Origin of the sequence: Ramlibacter sp., from assembly GCF_036676645.1 — a bacterium.
Lineage (GTDB): Bacteria > Pseudomonadota > Gammaproteobacteria > Burkholderiales > Burkholderiaceae_C > Ramlibacter.
Genome location: NZ_JAKFCM010000113.1, coordinates 59,267 through 81,004, shown reverse-complemented (window position 1 = coordinate 81,004; position 21,738 = coordinate 59,267). Strand labels below are relative to the sequence as shown.

Sequence of the window (21,738 nt, the reverse complement as noted above, 5' to 3'; positions counted from 1 at the left end):
GCGCGCGCCGGACCGCGCCTCAGGCCTTGCCGGTGGAACCGTACCCGCCCTCGCCGCGCTGGGTGGCGGGAAACTCGGCGACCACGTTGAACCGCGCCTGCACCACCGGCACGATCACCAGCTGCGCCAGCCGCTCCATCGGCTGCAGCGTGAACGGCGTGTCGCTGCGGTTCCAGCAGCTGACCATCAGCTGGCCCTGGTAGTCGCTGTCGATCAGGCCGACCAGGTTGCCCAGCACGATGCCGTGCTTGTGGCCCAGCCCCGAGCGCGGCAGGATCAGCGCGGCGTAGCCGGGGTCCTTCAGCCAGATCGCGATGCCCGTGGGCACCAGCTTCCAGTCGTTGGGCGGCAGCTCCAGCGGCCGCTCGATGCAGGCGCGCAGGTCCAGCCCGGCGCTGCCGGGCGTGGCATAGGTGGGCAACTGGTCCGTCATGCGCGGATCCAGGATCTTGACGTCGACTCTCATGCGGGAAGGTTGCCGGGCAGCCGGCGCGCGATTTCGGCGACCAGCATCCGGGCCAGCTGCAGCTTGGGCGCGCGCGGCAGCTCCTGCTCGCCGTGCTCGTCCACCAGCAGCAGCTGGTTGTCGTCGAGGCCGAAGGTGAGCGGGCCGATGTTGCCGGCCAGCAGCGGGATGCCCTTGCGCGCGCGCTTGGCACGGGCGTGGGCCAGCAGGTCGTGGCTCTCGGCGGCGAAGCCGACGCAGAACAGGCGGCCGCTGCGCGCCCGCTCGCCCTGCGCCACGGTCTGCAGGATGTCCGGGTTCTCGGTGAAGGCAAGCACCGGGGGCTGGCCGGAACCGTCCTTCTTGATCTTCTCGCCGGCCTCGCTGGCGGGCCGCCAGTCGGCCACGGCCGCGGTGGCCACGAAGACGTCGGCTTCGGGCACGGCGGCCAGCGTGGCCTGCAGCATCTGGCGCGCCGACGTCACGTCGACCCGCCGGACGCCGCGCGGCGTCGGCAGGTGCACCGGGCCGGCCACCAGCGTGACCTCGGCACCGGCTTCCCGGGCGGCCCTCGCGATGGCGAACCCCATCTTGCCGGACGAGTGGTTGGTGATGCCGCGGATCGGGTCCATGGCCTCGAAGGTCGGCCCCGCCGTGACCACCACGCGCTGGCCGCGCAGCGGCTTGGGCTGCAGGAAGGCGGTGATGTCCTCCAGCAGTTCGGCCGGCTCCAGCATGCGGCCGTCGCCGGTCTCGCCGCAGGCCTGGTCGCCGCGGCCGACGCCGAGCAGCACTGCGCCGTCCTGCGCGAGCTGCGCCATGTTGCGCTGCGTGGCCGGGTGCGCCCACATCTCGCGGTTCATCGCCGGCGCCAGCAGCAGCGGCACCCGGCCGATCGGGCGGGCCACGCACAGCAGGCTGAGCAGCTCGTCGGCCCGGCCGACGGCCAGCCTGGCCATGAAGTCGGCGCTGCACGGCGCGACGACGATGGCGTCGGCTTCGCGCGACAGGTTGATGTGGGGCATGTTGTTCGGCTCGCGCGCGTCCCATTGCGAGGTGAACACGGCGCGCCCCGACAGCGCCTGCAGGGTGACCGGGGTGATGAAGCGCTCGGCCGCCTCGGTCATCACCACCTGCACGGCGGCGCCTTCCTTCACCAGCGCCCGGCACAATTCCGCGGCCTTGTAGCAGGCGATACCGCCGGTCAGGCCGAGGACGAGGCGCTTGCCCTGCAGGTCGTTCATGGCGCGAGTGTAAGCGGCGGCCCCTTCCCTATAATCTGGCTTTACCACCACCATTCGGAAGCGCGCCCTTCCGATCGACATGACCAAATTCGTCTTCGTCACCGGCGGTGTGGTGTCCTCCCTGGGCAAGGGAATCGCCTCAGCCTCCCTCGCTGCGATCCTGGAATCGCGGGGCCTCAAAGTCACCCTGATCAAGCTCGATCCGTACATCAACGTCGATCCGGGCACGATGTCGCCGTTCCAGCACGGCGAGGTGTTCGTCACCGACGACGGCGCCGAAACCGACCTCGACCTGGGCCACTACGAGCGCTTCGTGACCACCCGCATGGGCAAGGTCAACAACTTCACCACCGGCCGGATCTACCAGTCGGTGCTCGAGAAGGAACGGCGCGGCGACTACCTGGGCAAGACGGTGCAGGTCATTCCGCACGTCACCAACGAGATCCAGGAGTTCATCCAGCGCGGCGCCCACGTCGGCGAATCCGATGCGGCCGACGTCGCCATCGTGGAGATCGGCGGCACCGTCGGCGATATCGAATCGTTGCCCTTCCTGGAGGCGGCGCGGCAGATGAGCCTGCGGCTGGGCGCCAACCGCACGGCGTTCGTGCACCTGACCTACGTGCCGTTCATCGCCGCCGCCGGCGAGCTCAAGACCAAGCCCACCCAGCACACGGTGCAGAAGCTGCGCGAGATCGGCATCTCGGCCGACGCGCTGCTGTGCCGGGCCGACCGCAAGATCCCCGAGGAAGAGCGCGCCAAGATCTCGCTGTTCACCAACGTGCCCGAATGGGGCGTGATCTCGATGTGGGACGTGGACACCATCTACAAGGTGCCGCGCATGCTGCACGAGCAGGGCCTGGACGGCCTGATCTGCGACAAGCTGCGCCTGAACACGCCGCCCGCCAACCTGCGCCGCTGGGACGACCTGGTGCACGAGGTCGAGCATCCGCAGGGCGAGGTCACGATCGCCATGGTCGGCAAGTACGTCGACCTGTCCGACAGCTACAAGTCGCTCAACGAGGCGCTCAAGCACGCGGGGCTGAAGAACCACGTGCGCGTGAGGATCGACTACCTCGATTCCGAGGCCCTCGCGCCCGACAGCGTCAAGCAGCTCGGCCAGTACGACGCAGTGCTGGTGCCCGGCGGCTTCGGCAAGCGCGGGATCGAAGGCAAGATCGCCGCGGCCCGCTTCGCCCGCGAGAACCAGGTCCCCTACCTGGGCATCTGCCTGGGCATGCAGGTCGCCACCATCGAGTACGCCCGCCACGTGGCCGGCCTGCAGGACGCCAACAGCACCGAGTTCGAGCCGGGCACGCCGCACCCCGTGATCGCGCTGATCACCGAGTGGCAGGACGCCGACGGCACCGTCAAGCGCCGCGACGAGCAGTCCGACCTGGGCGGCACCATGCGGCTGGGCGCGCAGAGCTCCGACGTGGCCAGGGGCACGCTGGCCCACAAGATCTACGGCGACGTCGTCAACGAGCGGCACCGCCACCGCTACGAGGCCAACGTGCATTACCTGGACCGCCTGCGCAACGCCGGGCTGGTGATCTCCGCCCTCACCCAGCGCGAGCACCTGACCGAGATCGTCGAGTTGCCGCGCGAGGTGCATCCCTGGTTCATGGGCGTGCAGTTCCACCCCGAGTTCAAGTCCACCCCCTGGGACGGCCACCCGCTGTTCAACGCCTTCATCAAGGCCGCGCTGGACCACCAGGCGCAGCGCAAGCCGGGCAGCGGCAAGCTCAAGGTGGTGGCATGAGGACGTGGGCCGCCTCCGGCGTGCGACCCCTTCCATGTCATCCCTCGCACCTGTCATCCCTCGCACATGTCATCCCGGCGAAAGCCGGGATCCAGCTCCCGCCGACTCCTCAAGCCCGCAATGACATGCGGCCCCGGATCAATCCCGCAATGACATGAACCCATGAAGCTCTGCGGTTTCGACATCGGCCTCACCAGGCCGTTTTTTCTGATCGCCGGCCCCTGCGTGGTCGAGAGCGAGCAGTTGCAGATGGACACGGCCGGTCGCCTCGGGGAGATCACCGCCGCGCTGGGCATTCCCTTCATCTTCAAGAGCAGCTACGACAAGGCCAACCGCTCCTCCGGCGCCAGCTTCCGCGGCCCCGGCATGGCGCGCGGGCTGGAGATCCTGGCCAAGGTCAAGAGGGATCTGGGCCTGCCCGTCCTCACCGACGTGCACACCGAAGCCGAGATCCCCGCTGTGGCGAAGGTGGTCGACGTGCTGCAGACGCCGGCCTTCCTGTGCCGCCAGACCGACTTCATCCGCGCCGTGGCGCAGTCGGGCCGGCCGGTGAACATCAAGAAGGGCCAGTTCCTGGCCCCGCACGACATGAAGAACGTCATCGACAAGGCCCGCGCCGCCGCGCGCGAGAAGGGCCTGCCCGAGGACAGCTTCATGGCCTGCGAGCGCGGCGCCAGCTTCGGCTACAACAACCTGGTGTCGGACATGCGCTCGCTCGCGATCATGCGCGAGACCGGCGCCCCGGTGGTGTTCGACGCCACCCATTCGGTGCAGCTGCCGGGCGGCCAGGGCACCAGCTCGGGCGGCCAGCGCGAGATGGTGCCGGTGCTGGCGCGCGCGGCCGTCGCAGTCGGCGTGGCCGGCCTGTTCATGGAAACCCACCCGGACCCGGACAAGGCCCTGTCCGACGGCCCCAACGCGGTGCCGCTCAAGCACATGCAGGCCCTGCTCGAGACGCTGCTGGCACTCGACCGGGTCACCAAGAAGAACGGATTCCTCGAGAACGATTTCAGCGCCTGAGCGCCAAGGAGAACGCATTGCCTGCTGCCTACGTCATCGTCGACATGAACATCTCCGACCCGGAGCGCTACAAGGAATACATGGCGCGCGCGCCCGAGGCCGTGAAGGCCTTCGGCGGCGAATACCTGGTGCGCGGCGGCCGCCACGAGACGCTGGAGGGCGACTGGAAGCCGGCCCGCATGGCCATGCTGCGCTTCCCCAGCTTCGAGCAGGCCAAGGCCTTCTACGACGACGCGCAGTACACCCAGGCGCGCCAGCTGCGCGCGGGCGCGACCTCGTTCTTCAACATGGTGCTGGTCGAAGGCGTCGCCGCGCCGGTCTGAATCCGAATTCCCAAGAAACCGAGAGAAGCCTTCAATGAGTGCAATCGTTGACATCGTCGGCCGCGAGATCCTGGACTCGCGCGGCAACCCCACCGTGGAATGCGACGTGCTGCTGGAGTCCGGCACCATGGGCCGCGCCGCCGTGCCGTCCGGCGCGTCCACCGGCTCGCGCGAGGCCATCGAGCTGCGCGACGGCGACAAGGCCCGCTACCTGGGCAAGGGCGTGCTGCGCGCGGTGGAGCACGTCAACACCGAGATCTCCGAAGCGGTGCTGGGCCTGGACGCCTCCGAGCAGGGCTTCCTGGACAAGACCCTGATCGACCTGGACGGCACCGAGAACAAGAGCAAGCTGGGCGCCAACGCGATGCTGGCCGTGTCGATGGCGGTGGCGCGCGCCGCCGCCGAGGAATCGGGCCTGCCGCTGTACCGCTACTTCGGCGGCATGAACGGCTGCCAGCTGCCGGTGCCCATGATGAACGTGGTCAACGGCGGCGCCCACGCCAACAACAACCTGGACCTGCAGGAGCTGATGATCATCCCGGTGGGCGCGCCCAGCTTCCGCGAGGCGCTGCGCTACGGCGCCGAGGTGTTCCACGCCCTGAAGAAGATCATCCACGACAAGGGCATGAGCGTGGCGGTCGGCGACGAAGGCGGCTTCGCGCCCAACGTCGAGAACCACGAGGCGGCGATCGGCATGATCCTGCAGGCGATCGAAGCCGCCGGCTACCGCCCGGGCGAGCAGATCGCCCTCGGCCTGGACTGCGCCTCCAGCGAGTTCTTCAAGGACGGCAAGTACCACGTCGAAGCGGAAGGGAAGGTGCTGGAAGCCGGCGCCTGGGGCGACATCCTGGCTTCCTGGTGCGACAAGTACCCGATCATCAGCATCGAGGACGGCATGGCCGAGGGCGACTGGGACGGCTGGCGCCAGCTGACCGACAAGCTCGGTTCGCGCGTGCAGCTGGTGGGCGACGACCTGTTCGTCACCAACACGAAGATCCTGAAGGAAGGCATCGACAAGAAGATCGCCAACTCCATCCTCATCAAGATCAACCAGATCGGCACCCTGACCGAGACCTTCGCGGCCATCGAGATGGCCAAGCGCGCCAACTACACGGCCGTGATCAGCCACCGCTCGGGCGAGACCGAGGACAGCACCATCGCCGACATCGCGGTGGGCACCAACGCCGGCCAGATCAAGACCGGCTCGCTGTCGCGCTCGGACCGGATGGCCAAGTACAACCAGCTGCTGCGCATCGAGGAAGACCTGGGTGACATCGCCCAGTACCCGGGCCGCGCGGCCTTCTACAACCTGCGCTAGCCGCCGCGGCACTCCTCCGGACCGGCCATGTCGTCCCGCATCGTCCCGGCCCTGCTGATCGCGCTGCTCGCCATCGTGCACGCGCAGCTGTGGTTCGGGCGCGGCAGCGTGGGCAGCGTGGGCGAGATGCAGCGCAAGCTGCAGCAGCAGCAGGCCGCCAACATCCAGGCGCAGCAGGCCAACGAGCGGCTGGCGGCCGAGGTGCGCGACCTCAAGGAGGGCCTGGGGATGGTCGAGGAGAAGGCGCGCGCCGAACTGGGCATGGTCAAGCCCGACGAGATCTTCGTCAACGTCGTGACGCCCAAGTGAGGCGCCGCGGTTTCGCAGGGCGCCGCAGCAGCGCGCGGCGCGCAAGCTGATGCCCGAGTCCTGGTTCGCTTCGGCGTTCGCCCTGTGGGGCTCGCCGGTCACCTGGCTGGAACTGGTGGCCGTCGCGTTGTCGCTGGCCATGGTGGGCTTGAACATCCGCGAGATCCACTGGGGCTGGCCGCTGGCCATCGTGGCCTCGCTGCTGTACTTCCTGCTGTTCTGGCGCAGCCGCCTGTATGGCGAGGCCGGGCTGCAGGTGGTGTTCGCCGTGGTGGCGCTCTGGGGCTGGGCGCAGTGGCTGCGCGGCAAGGGCCGCGACGGCGCGCCCCTGCGGGTGCACCGGCTGACGGCGCGGGGCTGGGGCGCGTCCCTGCTGGCCTTCGGGCTGTCCTGGCCGGCGCTCGGCTGGGTGCTGAAGGCCTTCACCGACACCGACGTGCCCTGGTGGGACGCCTTTCCGACGGCCCTCAGCCTGGTCGGGCAGGTGCTGCTGGGGCGCAAGCTGCTGGAGAACTGGCTGGCCTGGATCGCCGTGAACACCGTCAGCGTGGCGCTCTTCGCCTACAAGGGCCTGTGGCTGACGGCGGGCCTGTACCTCGTGTTCATCGCGCTCAGCGGGGTCGGCTGGCGGGCCTGGCGCGCGCGGGCGGCGGCCCCATGAAGATCGCGCTGCTCGGCGCCGAGAGCACCGGCAAGACGGAGCTGTCGCTGCGCATGGCCGACGCGCTGCGCGCACGCGGGCATGCCGTCGCCGTGGTGCCGGAGGTGCTGCGCGAGTGGTGCGTGCGCGAGGGCCGCACGCCGCGGCCGGAAGAACAATGGCCGATCGCGCAGGAGCAGGAGCGGCGCGTCGACGACGCCGCCGCCGGCGCCGCGATCGTGATCGCCGACACGACGGCGCTGATGGTGGCCATCTACAGCGCCATGCTCTTCGACGACGGCACGCTGTACCGGTTCGCGCTGGAGCGCCAGCGCGGCTACGACCTCACGCTGGTCACGGGCCTCGACCTGGCCTGGGTGGCGGACGGCCTGCAGCGCGACGGCCCGCACGTGCGCGAGCCGGTCGATGCGCTGGTGCGCGAAGGGCTGGCGAAAGCCGGCGCGCCCTACCGGGTGGTCTACGGCAGTGGCGAGGAGCGCACGCGCCATGCGCTGGCGCCGGTGCTGGCGCGGTTGGGCGACAAGCCGCCGGCTCCGGCGGCCAGCCGATGGAAATGGGCCTGCGACAAGTGCAGCGACCCCGATTGCGAGCACCGCCTGTTCAGGCTGCGCTGATCACTGCACCGCCGACGTCACCGGCGGCTGGTCGCCCGGCGAGGCGAACAGCTGGGCGGCGTCGACCGCATCGAACCGGTACTGCTGGCCGCAGAAGTCGCAGCCGACCTCGATGCCGCCCTGCTCCTCGACGATGCCCTCGGCTTCCTCGCGGCCCAGGCTGCGGATCATGTTGGCGACGCGCTCGCGGCTGCAGGTGCAGGCGAAGCGCGGCGCCTGCGCCGGGAAGCGCATCAGCCGCTCTTCCCAGAACAGCCGCCGCAGGACGGTGTCGGCATCGAGCTCCAGCAACTCGTCGCGCTGCAGGCTGGACGCCAGCGTCGCGATCCGGTTGTAGTGCTCGTTCAGCCCGATCTCGTCCTCGTTGGCCTTGCCGGCCAGGTTGCCCTCGCCTTCCGCCGGCAGGCGCTGGATCAGCAGCCCGGCCGCCACCTTGGCGTCGGCGGCCAGCACCAGCGTGGTGTCGAGCTGTTCCGACTGCAGCATGTAGTGCTGCAGCACGTCGCTCAGGCGGGCCAGCTTCTCGCCATGGTCGCCGTGCAGCGGCACCACGCCCTGGTAGGGCTGCTGCCCCGGCAGCTTGTCGCGCGGATCCAGCGTGATGGCGCAGCGACCCTTGTTGTGCACGTTCACCAGGTCGGGCAGCCGGTCGGCCGGCTGCACGTGGCCCAGCACCTTGGCCGTCACGCGCAGGGCCAGGTCATGCTGCACCTCGGCCACCGCCACCTTGACCGGCCCGTCGCCGAAGACCTGCAGCACCAGCGCGCCGTTGAACTTGATGTTGGACTGCATCAGCACGCCGGCCGCCGCCATCTCGCCCAGCAACTCGGCCACCGGCGGCGGCCAGGCCCCGGTGGCACTGTTGGCCTGGCGCCGCGCCAGGATCTCGGTCCAGGCGCCGGTCAGGCGCACCAGCGCGCCGCGAACCGGCAGGCCTTCGAAGATGAACTTGTGGAGCTCCGACATGCAGGGAAATGCCCAAACCCGGGCAGATGGCGGTCAGCCGATCTTCTTCAAGCCCCGGGCGAAGCGCCGGCTGTTGGCCACGTAGTTCTTCGCGCTCAGGGCCAGCTTCGCCGCCGCCGCCTCGTCGAGCGTGCGCACGACCTTGGCGGGCGAGCCGATGATGAGCGAGTTGTCGGGAAACTCCTTGCCCTCGGTCACCACGCTGCCGGCACCCACGATGCAGTTGCGGCCGATCCTGGCGCCGTTGAGCACCACCGCCTGGATGCCGATGAGCGAGTTGTCGCCCACGGTGCAGCCGTGCAGCATCACCTGGTGCCCCACCGTGACGTGGTCGCCGATGGTCAGCGGCTTGCCCTCGTCGGCATGCAGGACGCAGGCGTCCTGGATGTTGCTGCCGTTGCCGATGCGGATGGTTTCGGTGTCGCCGCGGATCACGGTGTTGAACCACACGCTGGCGTCGTTGCCGAGTTCGACGGTGCCGATCACCTGCGCGCTGTCGGCGACCCAGGCGCCTTCGCCCAGCCGGGGCGCGGCGCCATCGAGTTCGTAGAGGGCCATGGAAGAATGCGCTCGCAATGCTGAAACCAGGAATTGTAGGGATGCGTACCGCGCGGCAGGAGGCACTGGCTGTGCTGTTGCAGCCCCGGCCCGAGCTGAAGGCGGAGATGGCGCGCGCCCTGCGCGCGGACGGCTGGCTGGGCGAAGCCGAAGCGATGGCCGAGCCCGCGGGCATTCCGGGCCGGCCGGCGCAGCCGCGGCTGGTGGCGCCCGCGGGGCTGAAGCGGCGTTCGGTGCGCACGCCGGAAGGCCGCGCGGCGCTCATCCACGCCCTGGCCCACATCGAGCTCAATGCCATCGACCTGGCGGCGGACATCGTGTGGCGCTTCCACGGCCTGCCGCCGCTGTTCTACCGGCAGTGGATCGCGATCGCGCGCGAGGAAGCGCTGCACTTCCAGCTGCTGCGCGCCCACCTGCGCTCGCTGGGCCACGACTATGGCGACTTCCCGGCCCACAACGGCCTGTGGGAGATGGCGGAAAAGACGAAGGGCGACCTGCTGGCGCGGCTGGCGCTGGTGCCCCGCACGCTGGAAGCGCGCGGCCTGGATGCCTCGCCGCCCATCAGGGCCAGGCTGCTCGAGGCCGGCGATGCGCACGCCGCCGGGATCCTGGACATCATCCTGCGCGACGAGATCGGCCACGTGCGTGTCGGCAACCACTGGTACCGCCTGCTGTGCGCCGAGCGCGGCCTCGATCCCGTGCAGGCTTATGCGGCGCTTGCCGCCCGCCACGGGGCGCCACGCCTGCGCGGACCCTTCAACCTCGAGGCCCGGCGCCGGGCCGGTTTCGAGGAAGCCGAACTCGCTGTCCTGGCCGCCGACGACGGCATGCCGTCCACAGGAGAGGGTTCCCGGCGTTTGCCGGGATGACCCATTTCGTGTCATTGCGGGCTCGCCCTGGCTCGCCCCGCAATCCATCTCCCGCCGCTTGAATCCCGCCTGCGATGGCGGCCGGCCCTCCGCCGACCGCCGGTCCTGTCACCTTTTCCGGTTTCGTGCGTCCCTTGGGGAGGGCCCGCCGGTCCGGCGCCGCCCTGCTCGAAAGAACGAGAAGGAACCTCTGCCATGGAACCCCTGTTGATGCTTCGCACCGCCATCGTGCTGCTGGCCATTGCCGCCCTGGGCGGCCTGCTGATGGCCGGGATGCGGTTTTCCGGCCGCGCACACCCGCCGCCGCTGATCACCATGGTGCACGGCCTGCTGGCCGGCGCCGGCCTGACGCTGTTGCTCTATGCCGGATTCACCGGCCACCTGTCCGGGGGCGGATGGCTGGGGGTGGCCATCCTCGTGGTCGCCGCCGCCGGCGGCCTGGTGCTGAACCTCGGGTACCACTGGAAGAACCAGGCGCTGCCGGTCTGGCTGGTGCTGGTGCACGCCGCCGTGGCGGTGGTGGGCTTCCTGGTGCTCGCGCTGGCCGTGTGGAACCCTCCCGCCTGACGGCGGCCGCGCGGGGCGCGGCAATCATGCGGCGGCGCGCAGGCGATCGGACAGGGCCCCGGCCCTGAGGCGCAGCTCGGTGGGCCGGTGGCAGCCCGCCAGCGCCGCCAGTTCCCGGCAGTGCCAGCATGTCCTCCAGCCGCTTCGCCGCGCGCAGGCGATGGAGCATCGGCTGGATCAGCACGTCCCATTGCAGGGACACGGGCCGGGCGCTACTCCGGCGAACGGTCGTTAGGCCGCCCTTATCCCGCGGGGCGCACGCAGGCCCTTCAGCCCTGCGCTTGTTCGGGGAGGCTGCGCCGACGCCGGCTTCGGTGCGTGTCTGCTTTCCACGCCGCCGTGTCCGCTGCCATTGTGGCCGCGGCGGGGACCCACGAAGCACAGCCGCGCCGGCTGCGCGCCGGAGTCGGGCAGTCCCGATTCACGGCTGCGCGGTTCCGCAGTACAAGGGCTCATCCTTGACTTCCTGCAAGAAAGGGGCCGGCGATGGGCAAGTCGGATCGCGAGCGCAGGCACCGCGCCAACCTGGAGCGGATCAATCGAGTCCAGCAAGTCGTGGGCCGTGGCGACTGCCTGCGCGTCGACCACGAAGGCACCCTGCTGGAGCGGGCCCGGCTGATGGCCGAGGAGTACCGGTCGCACGAGGCCACCGAAGCCGGCCTGGCGGCCTTCGGGCGCCTGCTGCGCGCCGCCGAGGAACCCGGCTTCCCGCACGGCCGCGACGTGGCGGCCTTCGTCTCCGCCGTCTGGAGCAGCCAGCCGCTGGCCATGGCCACGCTGCGCGGGCTGGACACCGCCACCGGCGACGACATGATGGCCGTGCTGGACGCCTATCGTTTTGCACGGCTCGACCTCGTCGAGCACGTGGAGGGCGGGCCGCGCCGCGTGGCGCGCGTGGTCGGCCAGTGGCTGCCTAGGCTGGCCGCGGCCCCGGCAACACCCTGAACCCGATGGCGGCCAGCGCCAGCATCAGCGCGATCGCGCCGAGCACCGCCTCGTAGGCCTCCACGCCCCAGCCCGGCGCCGCGGCCGCGACCAGCCCGGTGAGCCACTGCACCAGGGCGACGCCCAGGAACAAGGCCATGGTGAAGACCGCCATGGCGCGGCCGATCATCCGTGCCGGGTAGGTCGATCGCACGTCGGCGTACTGCAGCACGATGTAGCCCGAGACCAGGCTCATGACGATGCTCACCGCCACGTCCACCGCGGCCAGCCGGTTGAACGCCATCGCCGCGTACATCGCGGCCACCGCCAGCGTGTAGCCGACCAGCCAGCGGCGGCGGTGCGCGTCGCCGGGGTCCAGGCGCCCGAACAGCGGCGGCCCCAGCATCCCCATCACGGAGACCGCGAGCGCCACGTGCCCGGCCTCCACCAGCGTGAAGCCGTGCCGCTCCACCATCAGCGGGCCCAGCCACAGGCCGCGCAGCGCCATGAAGGACGCATAGGTGAAGGTCGCCAGCACCAGGATGCCCCAGGTGTGCCGCAGCGAGAACAGCTCGCGGTAGCCGCGCAGGGCCGCCAGCACGCCGGGCGGCGTCGGCGTGCCGGCGGGCGCCGGGGCCTCTTCGACCAGCCACCCGATCGCCAGCCAGGCGGCGAGCGAACCGGTGGCCAGGGCCAGGTAGCCGGCGCGCCACGACGTCAGGTCCACCAGCCACGCCAGCGGGGTGCCGGTGAGCAGCAGGCCGACCGAGCCTATGCCCAGCACCGCGCCCGAGACCGCGGCGAAGCGCTCGCCCGCGAAGCGCCGGGCGATGAACACCGTGCAGACCAGGAAGGCCGGGGCGCAGCCGACGCCGATCACCACCTGCCCGACCAGCAGCTGGCCGAATCCGCCGGCGCTCGCCGCGATCAGCGCACCGACGATCGCCAGCGGCGAAACCACCAGCACGGTGCGCCGCGGCCCCCACACGTCGATGCCGATGCCCATGAACAGCTGCAGCGCACCGAACGAGAAGTGGAAGGCGCCGGCGAACAGGCCGAGCTGCTCGGGCGTGAGCCCGAACTCCTGCTGCAGCGGCGGCGCGATGATGGCGGCGACGGTGCGGAAGGCCTGGCTGAGCGCGAAACCGAAGGTCAGCGCCATCAGCATGGCCCAGGCGGTGCGGCCCTGGGCAGCCGGGGAGGTGGCGTGGGAGTCCAAGGAAAGCGACTGTACTTGAGGCTCGGCAGGCGTCGCCGGGGGCGGCTGGCTAGCATGACCGCATGAATCGCAAGATCCTCGTCCTGCAAGGCCATCCCGACGCCACCGCCGCGCACCTGTGCCACGCCCTGGCCGACAGCTACGCGGCCGGGGCGCGCGACGCAGGCCACGACGTGCGCACGCTGGCCATCGCCCGCTTCGATTTCCCGCTGCTGCGCAGCCAGCACGAATGGGAAAAGGGCGAACTGCCGGCCACGCTCGCACCGGTGCAGCAGGACATCCGCTGGGCCGATCACCTGGTGCTGTTCTTCCCGCTCTGGCTGGGCGACATGCCGGCGCTGGTCAAGGGCTTCCTCGAACAGGCGATGCGGCCGGGTTTCGCCTTCGACTACGTCGAAAGCGGCACGGCCTTCACGCGCAAGGGCCTCAAGGGCCGCTCGGCCCGCGTGGTCTGCACCATGGGCATGCCGGCGCTGGTCTACCGCTGGTACTTCCGCGCGCACAGCATCCGCTCGCTGGAGCGCAACATCCTCGGCTTCGTGGGCATCGCGCCGGTGCACGAGACGCTGATCGGCGGCGTCGGCAACCTGGAGGCCGAGGATGCCGCGAAGTGGATGCGGAAGCTGCGCCGGCTGGGGCAGCAGGCCGCCTAGGAGGCGTTCACCCGCGCGGATGGTGCTGCGCGTGCAACACCTTGAGCCGCTCGCGCGCCACGTGGGTGTAGATGGTGGTGGTGGAGATGTCGGCGTGCCCCAGCAGCATCTGCACGGCTCGCAGGTCGGCGCCGTGGTTCAGCAGATGGGTGGCGAAGGCATGGCGCAGCGTGTGCGGCGACAGCGGCGCGGAGATGCCGGCGGCCCGCGCGTACTTGCGCACCAGCACCCAGAACATGGCGCGCGTCATGCCGTGGCCGCGCGCGGTGACGAACAGGTCCTCGCCCTGCCGGCCGGCCAGGATGGCGCCGCGGGACTCGGCCAGGTAGCGCACGATCCAGTCGCGCGCCACCTGCCCGAACGGCACCAGCCGCTCCTTGCTGCCCTTGCCCATCACGCGCACCACGTGCTCGGCCATGCCGAGGTGGATCACCTTGAGACCCACCAGCTCGCTCACGCGCAAGCCGCTGGCATACATCAGCTCCAGCATGGCGCGGTCGCGCAGGCCCAGCGGCGTGTCCACTTCCGGCGCCGCCAGCAGCGCTTCCACCTGCGCCTCGGTGAGCGTGCGCGGCACCCGCAGCGGACGCCTGGCCGACTGCAGCTTCAGGGTGGGATCGGCGCCGACCAGCCGCTGGCGCAGCGCCCAGCGGAAGTAGCGCCTGAAGACGGCGAGCCGGCGGTTGGCCGAGCTGGCCCGGGTCTGCGGGTGCCGCGCGGCGAAGTAGGCCAGCAGGTCGGCTTCGGTGCTGGCCTCCAGCACGCCACCGCGCGCGCGCAGCCACTGCGCGTACAGCGTCAGGTCGCGCCGGTAGGCCGCCAGCGTGTTGCGCGCCAGCCCGTCCTCCAGCCACAGGGCATCGACGAACTCGTCGATGGAAGCGAACAAGCCGCCCGGAGGCGGCCTGTTGCGGGGCGCGGCCCGTGCAGCCACGGAACCTGCGTCAGTCCAGGCGCAGCTTGGCGCTGTCGACCACCTTGCGGTACACCGCGAACTCCGCCTTGATCTGCTCGGCGAACTGCTCGGGCGTGTTGGCGATGATGATCGAGCCGGTGTCCTCGATGCGCTTGCGCACCGCCGGTTCCTGCAGCGCCTTGGCCGTGGCGGCGTGCACCTTGTCCACCACTTCCCTGGGCAGGCCCTTGGGGCCGAGGATGCCGTAGTAGGCCATGCGGTTGACCGGCTCCAGGCCGATTTCCTTGAAGGTCGGCACGTTGGGCAGCTCCTTCAGGCGCTGCGGTGCGGCCACCACGATGGGGACCAGCCGGCCCTCCTTGATGAAGGGCAGCGCCGAGGGGATGTTGTCGAAGATCACCGGCACCTGGCCGGCCACCACGTCGTTGAGGGCGGGGCCCGCGCCGCGGTAGGGGATGTGGGTGATGAAGGTGCCGGACAGGTTCTTGTACAGCTCCATCTGCAGGTGGCCGATGCCGCCGGTGCCCGACGAGGCATACGAGTACTTGCCCGGGTTCTTCTTCAGCTCGGCGACGAAGGCCTTGTAGTCCCTGGCCGGGAAGCCGGGATGCACCGCGATGAGGTTGGGGGTGGCGGCGATGTTGATGATCGGCGTGAAGTCGGTGGTCGGGTTGTACGGGACCTTCGGATTGATCGCCGGGTTGGCCGCCGTGGTGGACACGGTGGCCACGCCCAGCTCATAGCCGTCGGGCGTGGCGCGGGTGGTCTGGGTGGCGCCGATGATGCCGCCGCCGCCGGCCTTGTTCTCGACGATCACGTTCTGCCCCAGGGCCTTGCCCAGCGGCTCGGAGATCACGCGCGCGATGATGTCGGTGGTGCCGCCGGGGGCGAACGGGACGACCAGCTTGACGGGCCTGGTCGGATAGCCCTGGGCCAGCGCCGGGGCTGCCGCCACCGCCATCGAAGCGGCGGCCAGGGCCATCCAGTCACGACGTTTCATTCAATCTCCTTGCAGGTTGGAACCGGCGCAATCCTACAGGCGGCCGAACCGCCGGCCTGTGGATTCCACATACGGAGTTACCCCGAACGGCGCGGCTATGCTCGGGCGTGGACATCGCACGCCTGCTGTTTCCGGACTTCTCCCTCATTGCCCTGGGCTACCTCGTGTGCCGGTTCACGCCGCTGGACCGAGCCGTCTGGGAACCGGTCGAGCGGCTGGTCTACTACTTCCTGTTCCCGGTGCTGCTGTTCCACTCGATCGTGCGCACGCCGATGCAGCTCGGCCCCGCCTCCAGCCTGATCGGCGCCGGCCTGCTGCTGGGCCTGGCCGGCATCGCCATGGCCTACGCCATCCCGCACCTGCCGTGGCTGCGCAGCCACGTCGACCGGCGCGAGCACGCCGCCGCCGCCCAGGTGGCCTTCCGCTTCAACTCCTTCATCGCGCTGGCGATGGCCGGGCGGCTGGGCGGCGAACAGGGCCTGCAGCTGGTGGCGGTGCTGATCGGGGTGTGCGTGCCGCTGATGAACGTGGGCGCGGTGTGGCCGATGGCCCGCCATGCGCAGACCGGCGTGCTCGGCGCGCTGGTGCGCAACCCGCTGATCATCGCCACCGCCGGCGGCCTGGCCGCCAACCTGGCGGGACTGCGCATCCCCGGCCTGCTGGAACCCACCGTGGCGCGCATCGGCGGCAGCTCGCTGGCGCTGGGGCTGCTGGCGGCCGGCGCCGGCCTGCAAGTGGGCAGCCTGGCGCGCTCGCGGGCGCTCACCGCGGCCGTGCTCGGCATCCGGCACGCGCTGATGCCGCTGGTGGCGTTCGGGCTGGCGCTGCTGTTCCGGCTCGAGGCCATGCAGGCCGCCGTGCTGCTGGTGTTCTCGGCCCTGCCGACTTCCTCCAGCGGCTACGTGCTGGCCTCCCGCATGGGCTACAACGGCTCGTACGTGGCCGGGCTGGTGACGGTCTCGACGATGCTGGGCGTGCTGAGCCTGACGGCGGTGCTCGGACTGGCGCGCTAGCGGCGCGCGCCCTCAGCCGCCCTGCCCCAGCGCCCACTGCACATGCTCGCGCACCAGTTCGCTGGGGTGCGCGAGCAAGGCCTGCAGCGCGCTGCGCAGCTCGGCATCGTCGACCTGCCGCAGCGCGTTGCCGGCCGCCACCGCGACGTTGCGCAGCCAGCGCTCGTGGCCGACGCGGCGGATCGGGCTGCCTTCGGTGCGGCGCAGGAATTCGTCCTCGGTCCATGCCAGCAGGCTCGCCAGCGTCGACCCGCTCAGGCCCGCACGCTCGTCGAAGTCGGGCAGCGGGCTGCGCCCGGCGTACTTGTTCCAGGGGCAGGCCAGCTGGCAGTCGTCGCAGCCGTAGATGCGGTTGCCCATCAGCGGCCGCAGGTCCGCCGGGATGGGGCCGTGGTGCTCGATGGTCAGGTACGAGATGCAGCGCCGCGCATCCAGCCGGCCCGGCGCGACGATGGCGCCCGTGGGGCAGGCGTCGATGCAGGCGGTGCAGCTGCCGCAGTGCGCCGTCACCGGCTCGCTGGGCGGCAGCGCCACGTCCAGGTAGATCTCGCCCAGGAAGAACATGGAGCCCGCCTCGCGGCTGAGCACCAGGGTGTGCCTGCCGCGCCAGCCCTGGCCGCTGCGCGCCGCGAGTTCCGCCTCCAGCACCGGCGCCGAATCGGTGAACACGCGATGGCCGAACGGCCCGATCGCCGAGGCGATCCGCTCACTGAGTTTCTGCAGGCGCGCGCGCATCACCTTGTGGTAGTCGCGGCCGCGCGCATAGACCGAGACCACGCCTTCGCGCGGCGACTGCAGGCGGCTCCATTCGATCGCCTGCCAGTCCGGCGGCGTCGCCGAAGGCAGGTAGTCCATCCGGGCCGTGACCACCGACAGGGTGCCGGGAACCAGTTCCGCCGGCCGCGCGCGCTTGAGGCCATGGGCCTGCATGTAGGCCATTTCGCCGTGGAATCCGTTGGCCAGCCACTGCACCAGGCCCGGTTCGGCGCTGGAAAGGTCGACGCCGGCCACTCCGATTTGGGAGAATCCGAGCTCGCGGCCCCACTCACCGATGGCGGCCACCAGCGAAGGACCGTCGATCTGAGCACGCTGCAAGGTCACCCGCCGATTGTAGGAACCGGCCCCCTGTCGGGCCCGGGCGCCGTGTTGCAGTGGTCCGCCGAGGCGGACACCGCCCGCTTCGCCCAGCGACTGGCGTCGCGGCCCGCCGTGACCGACGCCTTCATCGAGCTGCACGGCGACCTGGGTGCGGGCAAGACCACCTTCGTGCGCCACCTGCTGCGGGCGCTGGGGGTGCCCGGCCGCATCAAGAGCCCGACCTACACCCTGGTGGAGCCGCACGAGGGACCGGGCTTCCCGATCTGGCATTTCGACTTCTACCGCTTCGACGACCCGCGCGAATGGGAGGACGCGGGCTTTCGCGACATCTTCCAGCAGCGCGGCCTCAAGGTCGCCGAGTGGCCCGCCAGGGCCGCCGGCCTGCTGCCGCCGCCCGACCTCTCCCTGCACCTCGAACTGCAGCCGGATGGCACGCGCCGGGTGCGCGTGCAGGCGCACAGCGCCACCGGCCAGGAGCTGCTCGCGTGAGCGCGGGCGGGCCGCTCCTGGGCGCGAAGGCCCCCTCGGGGGACAGTGCGGCGGCCCCGGCCGCAAACGTGGGGGTCCTGTTGCCGCGGCGCAAGCTGCTGAAGCGCGGCGCGCTGGTGCTGCTGCTGGGCCAGGCGCAGATCGCGCGCGGCGCCACCATCGTCGCCGTGCGCCTGTGGCCGGCGCCGGACTACACGCGCGTGACGATCGAGTCGGATGGCCGGCTGGCCTCGCGCCACGTGTCGGTCGGCAGCCCGCCGCGGCTGGCGGTGGACATCGAGGGCATCGAGCTCAACGCCGCGCTGCGCGAGCTGGTGGCCAAGGTGCAGGCCGACGACCCCTTCATCGCCGGCATCCGGGTGGGCCAGTTCGCGCCCGGCGTGGTGCGGCTGGTGGTCGACCTCAAGCAGCCGGCCCTGCCGCAGGTCTTCACGCTGCCGCCGATCGCTGCCTACCAGCACCGGCTGGTGCTGGACTTCCACCCCTCGCAGCCGGTCGATCCGCTGGAGCAGCTGATCGCACAGCGCCTGCGCGAGGGCCCGGCCCGGCCCGGCGCGGCCCCGGCGCCCGCGGCCGATCCGCTCGAGGAACTGATTGCGCGCCACAGCGGCCCCGCGGCCCGGCCGCGGGCGGGCGAAGCGGGCGCGGTGCCGCCGGCGTCGGCTGCGGCCGCGGCTGCGGCTGCGGCCGGCAAGACCGATCGCCTGATCATCATCGCGCTGGATCCCGGCCACGGCGGCGAGGACCCCGGCGCCATCGGACCCGGCGGCACGCGCGAGAAGGACGTGGTGCTGCAGGTGGCGCACCGCCTGCGCGACCGCATCAATGCCACGTCGATCAACGGCAACCCGATGCGGGCGTTCCTTACGCGGGATGCCGACTTCTTCGTGCCGCTGCACGTGCGCGTGCAGAAGGCGCGGCGGGTGCAGGCCGACCTGTTCGTCAGCATCCATGCCGACGCCTTCGTCACGCCGTCGGCGCGCGGCGCCAGCGTGTTCGCGCTCAGCCAGAACGGGGCCTCCAGTTCGGCGGCGCGCTGGCTGGCCGAGAAGGAAAACCGTGCCGACCTGATCGGCGGTGTCAACGTTCGCACGCAGGACCGCCACGTGGCCCATGCGATGCTGGACATGAGCACCACGGCCCAGATCAAGGACAGCATCAAGCTGGGCGGTGCGCTGCTGGGCGAGATCGGCCACGTCGGGCGCCTGCACAAGCGGCAGGTGGAACAGGCCGGCTTCGCGGTATTGAAGGCGCCCGACATCCCCAGCGTGCTGGTGGAGACCGCCTTCATCAGCAACCCCGAAGAGGAAGCCAAGCTGCGCAGCGACGCCTACCAGGAGGAACTGGCCGACGCGCTGATGCGCGGCATCGGCCGCTACTTCGCGGCCAACCCGCCGCTGGCACGCAGTCGCGCCGTCTGACCCGCCGCGCCCCGCGCGCGCCGTCAACCGCCGGCGGGGGGTGCCGACACCCCCTGTCTGGCGCCTCCTACAACCCGCTGACGGGCTGCTTTCCACAATGCAAGCACAGGCAGGCCGCGCCTTTGGCGGTCGTGAACGATTGAAGGTGAACGGTATGAGAACCAGGATTCTTGCCGTCGTGGCCGCCGCGACGATGCTGGCCTTGGGCGGCTGTGCCAACATGGACCGGCAGACCGCCGGCACGATCGGCGGCGCCGCGGTCGGCGGCGTGGTGGGCAATTCGGTGTTCGGCGGCCCGCTGGGCACGCTGGGCGGCGCGGCTGCCGGCGGCTACATCGGCAACAAGGCGACCGAGCCGAACCGGTAATGGCCCAAAGGAGCAGCTGAAAGCCTGCTCCGGGCCGGACCGCGCGGAATAACATGCAGCGCGGTCTCCCCTGCATGCAGGAGCCGGCTTTGCCGGGCCTGCATGCACTGGCTGGGGCCCCGTCGGAATCGCGCAGCGATTTCGACGTGATCAATCAGATCGGATAGATCAACGAGTTCAGCACCATCTCGCTGTCGTACACGCAGCGCCGGCTCCGGAACTTCAGGCCTTCGTCCGTGCGGACGATCTCGTCGATGTAGCGGCCCGCGTTGTAGACCTCGCTGGCATCGCCCGGCCGGGTGCGGAACACCGCGTAGTTCGCCTCGGCCCGCACCAGCCCCGGGTCGTCGCCGGCCTGCGCGGGCAGCACCCGCGCAGTGCCCACGACATGGCGCGTGTAGTAGGGTCGGTGGAAGATGGTCTGGGTGATGCCGTAGACGCGGTCCTTCATCATGCCGCGGCTTTCCAGCGCGATCAGCGCCAGCGGGAGGCCGCGGTCGAAGTTCTCGCGTCCCTGCACCACGTACTGGCCACCCTCCAGGAAGAAGCCGGGCCAGTCGTCGAAGCGGCGCTCGTCCAGCGCGGCCGCATAGTCGGCATTGAGCCGGTCGACCTCCAGTTGGAGCAGCAGCGACTCTTTCATACACCCATCACCTTGCGCCAGTAGGCGTACATGCTGCGGATCAGGGTCTCGGTCACCATGTGTTCGGTACCGCCGGTGCCCGTGCCGCCCAGTTCGCAGATCGTCTGCCCGTCGTCGCCCCACTGCCGGAAGCCGTCCTGGCTGAACTCGATCACCTCGCCGTCGTCGGCGCTCACGAACCCGGCCGGCCCGAACAGGTTGGCCTGGCGCAGGCGCCGCCGGGTCATCTCGGCGCCGTCGTCGGCGAAGCCGAAGTGGGTCCAGACGAAGTCGAATCCGCCCTCGCCGCGCGGCACGATGTGCCGGGTGGACAGCGAGTTGACCTGCTGCTGGACGATGACGCTGGGAAACAGCGTGATCATGGTGACGGTCGGCATGATCTCGACCCCCGGTTGGGCCGGGTCGGGCACCTTCCACCACGGCTCGGGCACCACGTCCAGCAGGCGGTCGTCATGCAGCACCATGTCCGCCTTGAACGAGGTCACGCCCTCGGTGACGACCTTGTTGGCGCCGCCGTCGTTGCGCCGCGAGATCATCACCGCGTGGCGGCCGTGCCCATCCATCACCATGCGGCTCTTCTGGTCGGCGCGCCACAGGCCGAAGGTGACGAACCAGGTGTGCAGAAGGCCCGGATGGTACGGGTCCTTGATGTTCTCCATCATCAGCTTCCAGTTGCCCGGGATGCGCTGGCGGTTGTAGCCGAGCAGCGCCAGTTGCCGGCCCTGGAAGATGCGGTCCAGCCAGGGCATCACCTGGGGCCCCAGGTAGTCGCGCAGCGGCTCGGCCTGCTCGCTGAAGGTGGCGAACACCAGGCCGTGCAGCACCTCCACGCGCAGCCGGGTCAGGCCATGGGCCTTCAGGTCGAAGTCCGCCGGCATGCCGCCCTGGATGCAGGTGGAGCCATCGGCCTCGATCGCCTTGACACCGTCCTTGAACGGTAGCCCGGCCAGCTCGCCGTTGAGCTTGTAGGTCCACTGGTGGTACGGACAGACGAAGCTGCGCGCGTTGCCGTGCGGCTGCTGGCAGAAGCGCACGCCGCGGTGGGCGCAGCGGTTTTCCACCACGCGGATGCCGGGGTCGGTGCCGCGGTCCCGCGGCGCCACGCGGTCGCGGACCATGATCACCTGGCGCTCGCCGACCCAGCTGAGCTTGTAGTCGCCGACGCTGGGGACCTCGACCTCGAGCCCGACATAGCACCAGTGCGGGCCGTAGAAGATCCTTTCCAGCTCGCGCCGGTACAGCTGGGGATCGGTGTAGGCCCAGAAGGGCACGCGGCTGGAACCCGGCTGGGTCCAGCGCGAGAGGGATTCGGGGGCGTTCATGCAGGTCGATCTCCTCGAGT

General features: G+C 70.5%; 25 protein-coding genes. 15 read left to right on the top strand and 10 right to left on the bottom strand.

Features of this window, described 5'->3' with window-relative positions:
* Positions 1–19 precede the first annotated feature (19 nt).
* Both dut and coaBC read right to left on the bottom strand, forming a co-directional pair.
* Positions 20–466: a dUTP diphosphatase gene (gene dut / locus V6M57_RS18085; protein WP_332816391.1), complete on the bottom strand. Its 447-nt coding sequence runs from the start codon at positions 464–466 to the stop codon at positions 20–22.
* Positions 463–1,689 (bottom strand): bifunctional phosphopantothenoylcysteine decarboxylase/phosphopantothenate--cysteine ligase CoaBC, encoded by a 1,227-nt coding sequence (coaBC, locus tag V6M57_RS18080; protein ID WP_332816390.1) that lies wholly within the window; start codon positions 1,687–1,689, stop codon positions 463–465. Before coaBC ends, dut begins: the two co-directional genes overlap by 4 nt.
* A gap of 79 nt (positions 1,690–1,768) precedes the next feature.
* Between coaBC and V6M57_RS18075 the strand changes: the two genes are divergently transcribed.
* The 7 genes from V6M57_RS18075 (at position 1,769) to V6M57_RS18045 (ending at position 7,693) form a co-directional block, all read left to right on the top strand.
* The gene (locus tag V6M57_RS18075; protein WP_332816389.1) at positions 1,769–3,448 is read left to right on the top strand and encodes a CTP synthase; all 1,680 of its coding nucleotides are present in this window, start codon (positions 1,769–1,771) and stop codon (positions 3,446–3,448) included.
* A gap of 162 nt (positions 3,449–3,610) precedes the next feature.
* A complete protein-coding gene (gene kdsA / locus V6M57_RS18070) occupies positions 3,611–4,468 on the top strand; it encodes a 3-deoxy-8-phosphooctulonate synthase (RefSeq protein ID WP_332816388.1) in 858 nt (285 codons plus the stop codon).
* A gap of 17 nt (positions 4,469–4,485) precedes the next feature.
* Entirely contained in the window at positions 4,486–4,791 is a 306-nt protein-coding gene (locus V6M57_RS18065) for a DUF1330 domain-containing protein (protein ID WP_324913876.1), read from the top strand.
* A gap of 34 nt (positions 4,792–4,825) precedes the next feature.
* Positions 4,826–6,109 carry a phosphopyruvate hydratase gene (gene eno, locus V6M57_RS18060; protein WP_332816387.1) on the top strand — a complete coding sequence of 428 codons (1,284 nt, stop codon included), beginning with the start codon at positions 4,826–4,828 and terminating at the stop codon, positions 6,107–6,109.
* 27 nt (positions 6,110–6,136) lie between these two features.
* The gene (locus V6M57_RS18055; RefSeq protein WP_332816386.1) at positions 6,137–6,418 is read left to right on the top strand and encodes a septum formation initiator family protein; all 282 of its coding nucleotides are present in this window, start codon (positions 6,137–6,139) and stop codon (positions 6,416–6,418) included.
* Between the two features lie 49 nt (positions 6,419–6,467).
* Positions 6,468–7,079: a nicotinamide riboside transporter PnuC gene (gene pnuC / locus V6M57_RS18050; RefSeq protein ID WP_332816385.1), complete on the top strand. Its 612-nt coding sequence runs from the start codon at positions 6,468–6,470 to the stop codon at positions 7,077–7,079.
* Positions 7,076–7,693 carry an ATP-binding protein gene (locus V6M57_RS18045; RefSeq protein WP_332816384.1) on the top strand — a complete coding sequence of 206 codons (618 nt, stop codon included), beginning with the start codon at positions 7,076–7,078 and terminating at the stop codon, positions 7,691–7,693. Before pnuC ends, V6M57_RS18045 begins: the two co-directional genes overlap by 4 nt.
* Here V6M57_RS18045 and hslO read toward each other — a convergent pair whose 3' ends face one another.
* Positions 7,694–8,659 carry an Hsp33 family molecular chaperone HslO gene (gene hslO / locus V6M57_RS18040; RefSeq protein ID WP_332816383.1) on the bottom strand — a complete coding sequence of 322 codons (966 nt, stop codon included), beginning with the start codon at positions 8,657–8,659 and terminating at the stop codon, positions 7,694–7,696.
* Between the two features lie 33 nt (positions 8,660–8,692).
* The gene (locus tag V6M57_RS18035) at positions 8,693–9,217 is read right to left on the bottom strand and encodes a gamma carbonic anhydrase family protein (RefSeq protein ID WP_332816382.1); all 525 of its coding nucleotides are present in this window, start codon (positions 9,215–9,217) and stop codon (positions 8,693–8,695) included.
* Between the two features lie 41 nt (positions 9,218–9,258).
* On the opposite strand from V6M57_RS18035, the gene V6M57_RS18030 reads away from it, so the two are divergent.
* The 3 genes from V6M57_RS18030 to V6M57_RS18020 all read left to right on the top strand — a co-directional run bounded on the left by V6M57_RS18030 (position 9,259) and on the right by V6M57_RS18020 (position 11,598).
* Positions 9,259–10,086 carry a ferritin-like domain-containing protein gene (locus tag V6M57_RS18030; RefSeq protein ID WP_332816381.1) on the top strand — a complete coding sequence of 276 codons (828 nt, stop codon included), beginning with the start codon at positions 9,259–9,261 and terminating at the stop codon, positions 10,084–10,086.
* A gap of 195 nt (positions 10,087–10,281) precedes the next feature.
* Positions 10,282–10,653 carry a hypothetical protein gene (locus V6M57_RS18025; RefSeq protein WP_332816380.1) on the top strand — a complete coding sequence of 124 codons (372 nt, stop codon included), beginning with the start codon at positions 10,282–10,284 and terminating at the stop codon, positions 10,651–10,653.
* A 486-nt stretch (positions 10,654–11,139) separates the two neighbouring features.
* Positions 11,140–11,598 (top strand): DUF7673 family protein, encoded by a 459-nt coding sequence (locus V6M57_RS18020; protein ID WP_332816379.1) that lies wholly within the window; start codon positions 11,140–11,142, stop codon positions 11,596–11,598.
* Here V6M57_RS18020 and V6M57_RS18015 read toward each other — a convergent pair.
* Positions 11,567–12,796 carry an MFS transporter gene (locus V6M57_RS18015; protein ID WP_442968848.1) on the bottom strand — a complete coding sequence of 410 codons (1,230 nt, stop codon included), beginning with the start codon at positions 12,794–12,796 and terminating at the stop codon, positions 11,567–11,569. The two genes, V6M57_RS18020 and V6M57_RS18015, sit on opposite strands and share 32 nt — an antisense overlap.
* 62 nt (positions 12,797–12,858) lie before the next feature.
* Between V6M57_RS18015 and V6M57_RS18010 the strand changes: the two genes are divergently transcribed.
* Positions 12,859–13,449: an NAD(P)H-dependent oxidoreductase gene (locus tag V6M57_RS18010; protein ID WP_332816378.1), complete on the top strand. Its 591-nt coding sequence runs from the start codon at positions 12,859–12,861 to the stop codon at positions 13,447–13,449.
* A gap of 7 nt (positions 13,450–13,456) precedes the next feature.
* Here the strand turns inward: V6M57_RS18010 and xerD are convergent, their stop codons facing one another.
* Both xerD and V6M57_RS18000 read right to left on the bottom strand, forming a co-directional pair.
* Entirely contained in the window at positions 13,457–14,338 is an 882-nt protein-coding gene (gene xerD / locus V6M57_RS18005; RefSeq protein ID WP_332816377.1) for a site-specific tyrosine recombinase XerD, read from the bottom strand.
* Positions 14,339–14,393: 55 nt separating this feature from the next.
* Entirely contained in the window at positions 14,394–15,365 is a 972-nt protein-coding gene (locus V6M57_RS18000; protein WP_332816376.1) for a tripartite tricarboxylate transporter substrate binding protein BugE, read from the bottom strand.
* Positions 15,366–15,472: 107 nt separating this feature from the next.
* Here V6M57_RS18000 and V6M57_RS17995 point away from each other — a divergent pair, with 107 nt between their 5' ends.
* Entirely contained in the window at positions 15,473–16,378 is a 906-nt protein-coding gene (locus tag V6M57_RS17995; RefSeq protein WP_332816375.1) for an AEC family transporter, read from the top strand.
* A 12-nt stretch (positions 16,379–16,390) separates the two neighbouring features.
* Here V6M57_RS17995 and queG read toward each other — a convergent pair whose 3' ends face one another.
* Positions 16,391–17,431 carry a tRNA epoxyqueuosine(34) reductase QueG gene (gene queG, locus V6M57_RS17990; RefSeq protein WP_332816409.1) on the bottom strand — a complete coding sequence of 347 codons (1,041 nt, stop codon included), beginning with the start codon at positions 17,429–17,431 and terminating at the stop codon, positions 16,391–16,393.
* A 90-nt stretch (positions 17,432–17,521) separates the two neighbouring features.
* Between queG and tsaE the strand changes: the two genes are divergently transcribed.
* From tsaE to V6M57_RS17975, 3 genes are all read left to right on the top strand, one after another.
* Positions 17,522–17,965, top strand: a complete 444-nt coding sequence (tsaE, locus tag V6M57_RS17985; protein WP_332816374.1) for a tRNA (adenosine(37)-N6)-threonylcarbamoyltransferase complex ATPase subunit type 1 TsaE — start codon at positions 17,522–17,524, stop codon at positions 17,963–17,965.
* Between the two features lie 68 nt (positions 17,966–18,033).
* On the top strand, positions 18,034–19,386 hold the full coding sequence (locus V6M57_RS17980; protein WP_332816373.1) for an N-acetylmuramoyl-L-alanine amidase: 1,353 nt from the start codon (positions 18,034–18,036) through the stop codon (positions 19,384–19,386).
* 154 nt (positions 19,387–19,540) lie between these two features.
* Positions 19,541–19,753, top strand: a complete 213-nt coding sequence (locus V6M57_RS17975) for a glycine zipper 2TM domain-containing protein (protein ID WP_332816372.1) — start codon at positions 19,541–19,543, stop codon at positions 19,751–19,753.
* A gap of 154 nt (positions 19,754–19,907) precedes the next feature.
* Here the strand turns inward: V6M57_RS17975 and V6M57_RS17970 are convergent, their stop codons facing one another.
* Positions 19,908–20,396 carry an aromatic-ring-hydroxylating dioxygenase subunit beta gene (locus tag V6M57_RS17970; protein WP_332816371.1) on the bottom strand — a complete coding sequence of 163 codons (489 nt, stop codon included), beginning with the start codon at positions 20,394–20,396 and terminating at the stop codon, positions 19,908–19,910.
* Positions 20,393–21,718 (bottom strand): aromatic ring-hydroxylating dioxygenase subunit alpha, encoded by a 1,326-nt coding sequence (locus tag V6M57_RS17965; protein WP_332816370.1) that lies wholly within the window; start codon positions 21,716–21,718, stop codon positions 20,393–20,395. The genes V6M57_RS17970 and V6M57_RS17965 overlap by 4 nt, the downstream gene beginning before the upstream one ends.
* Between the last annotated feature and the right edge of the window lie 20 nt (positions 21,719–21,738).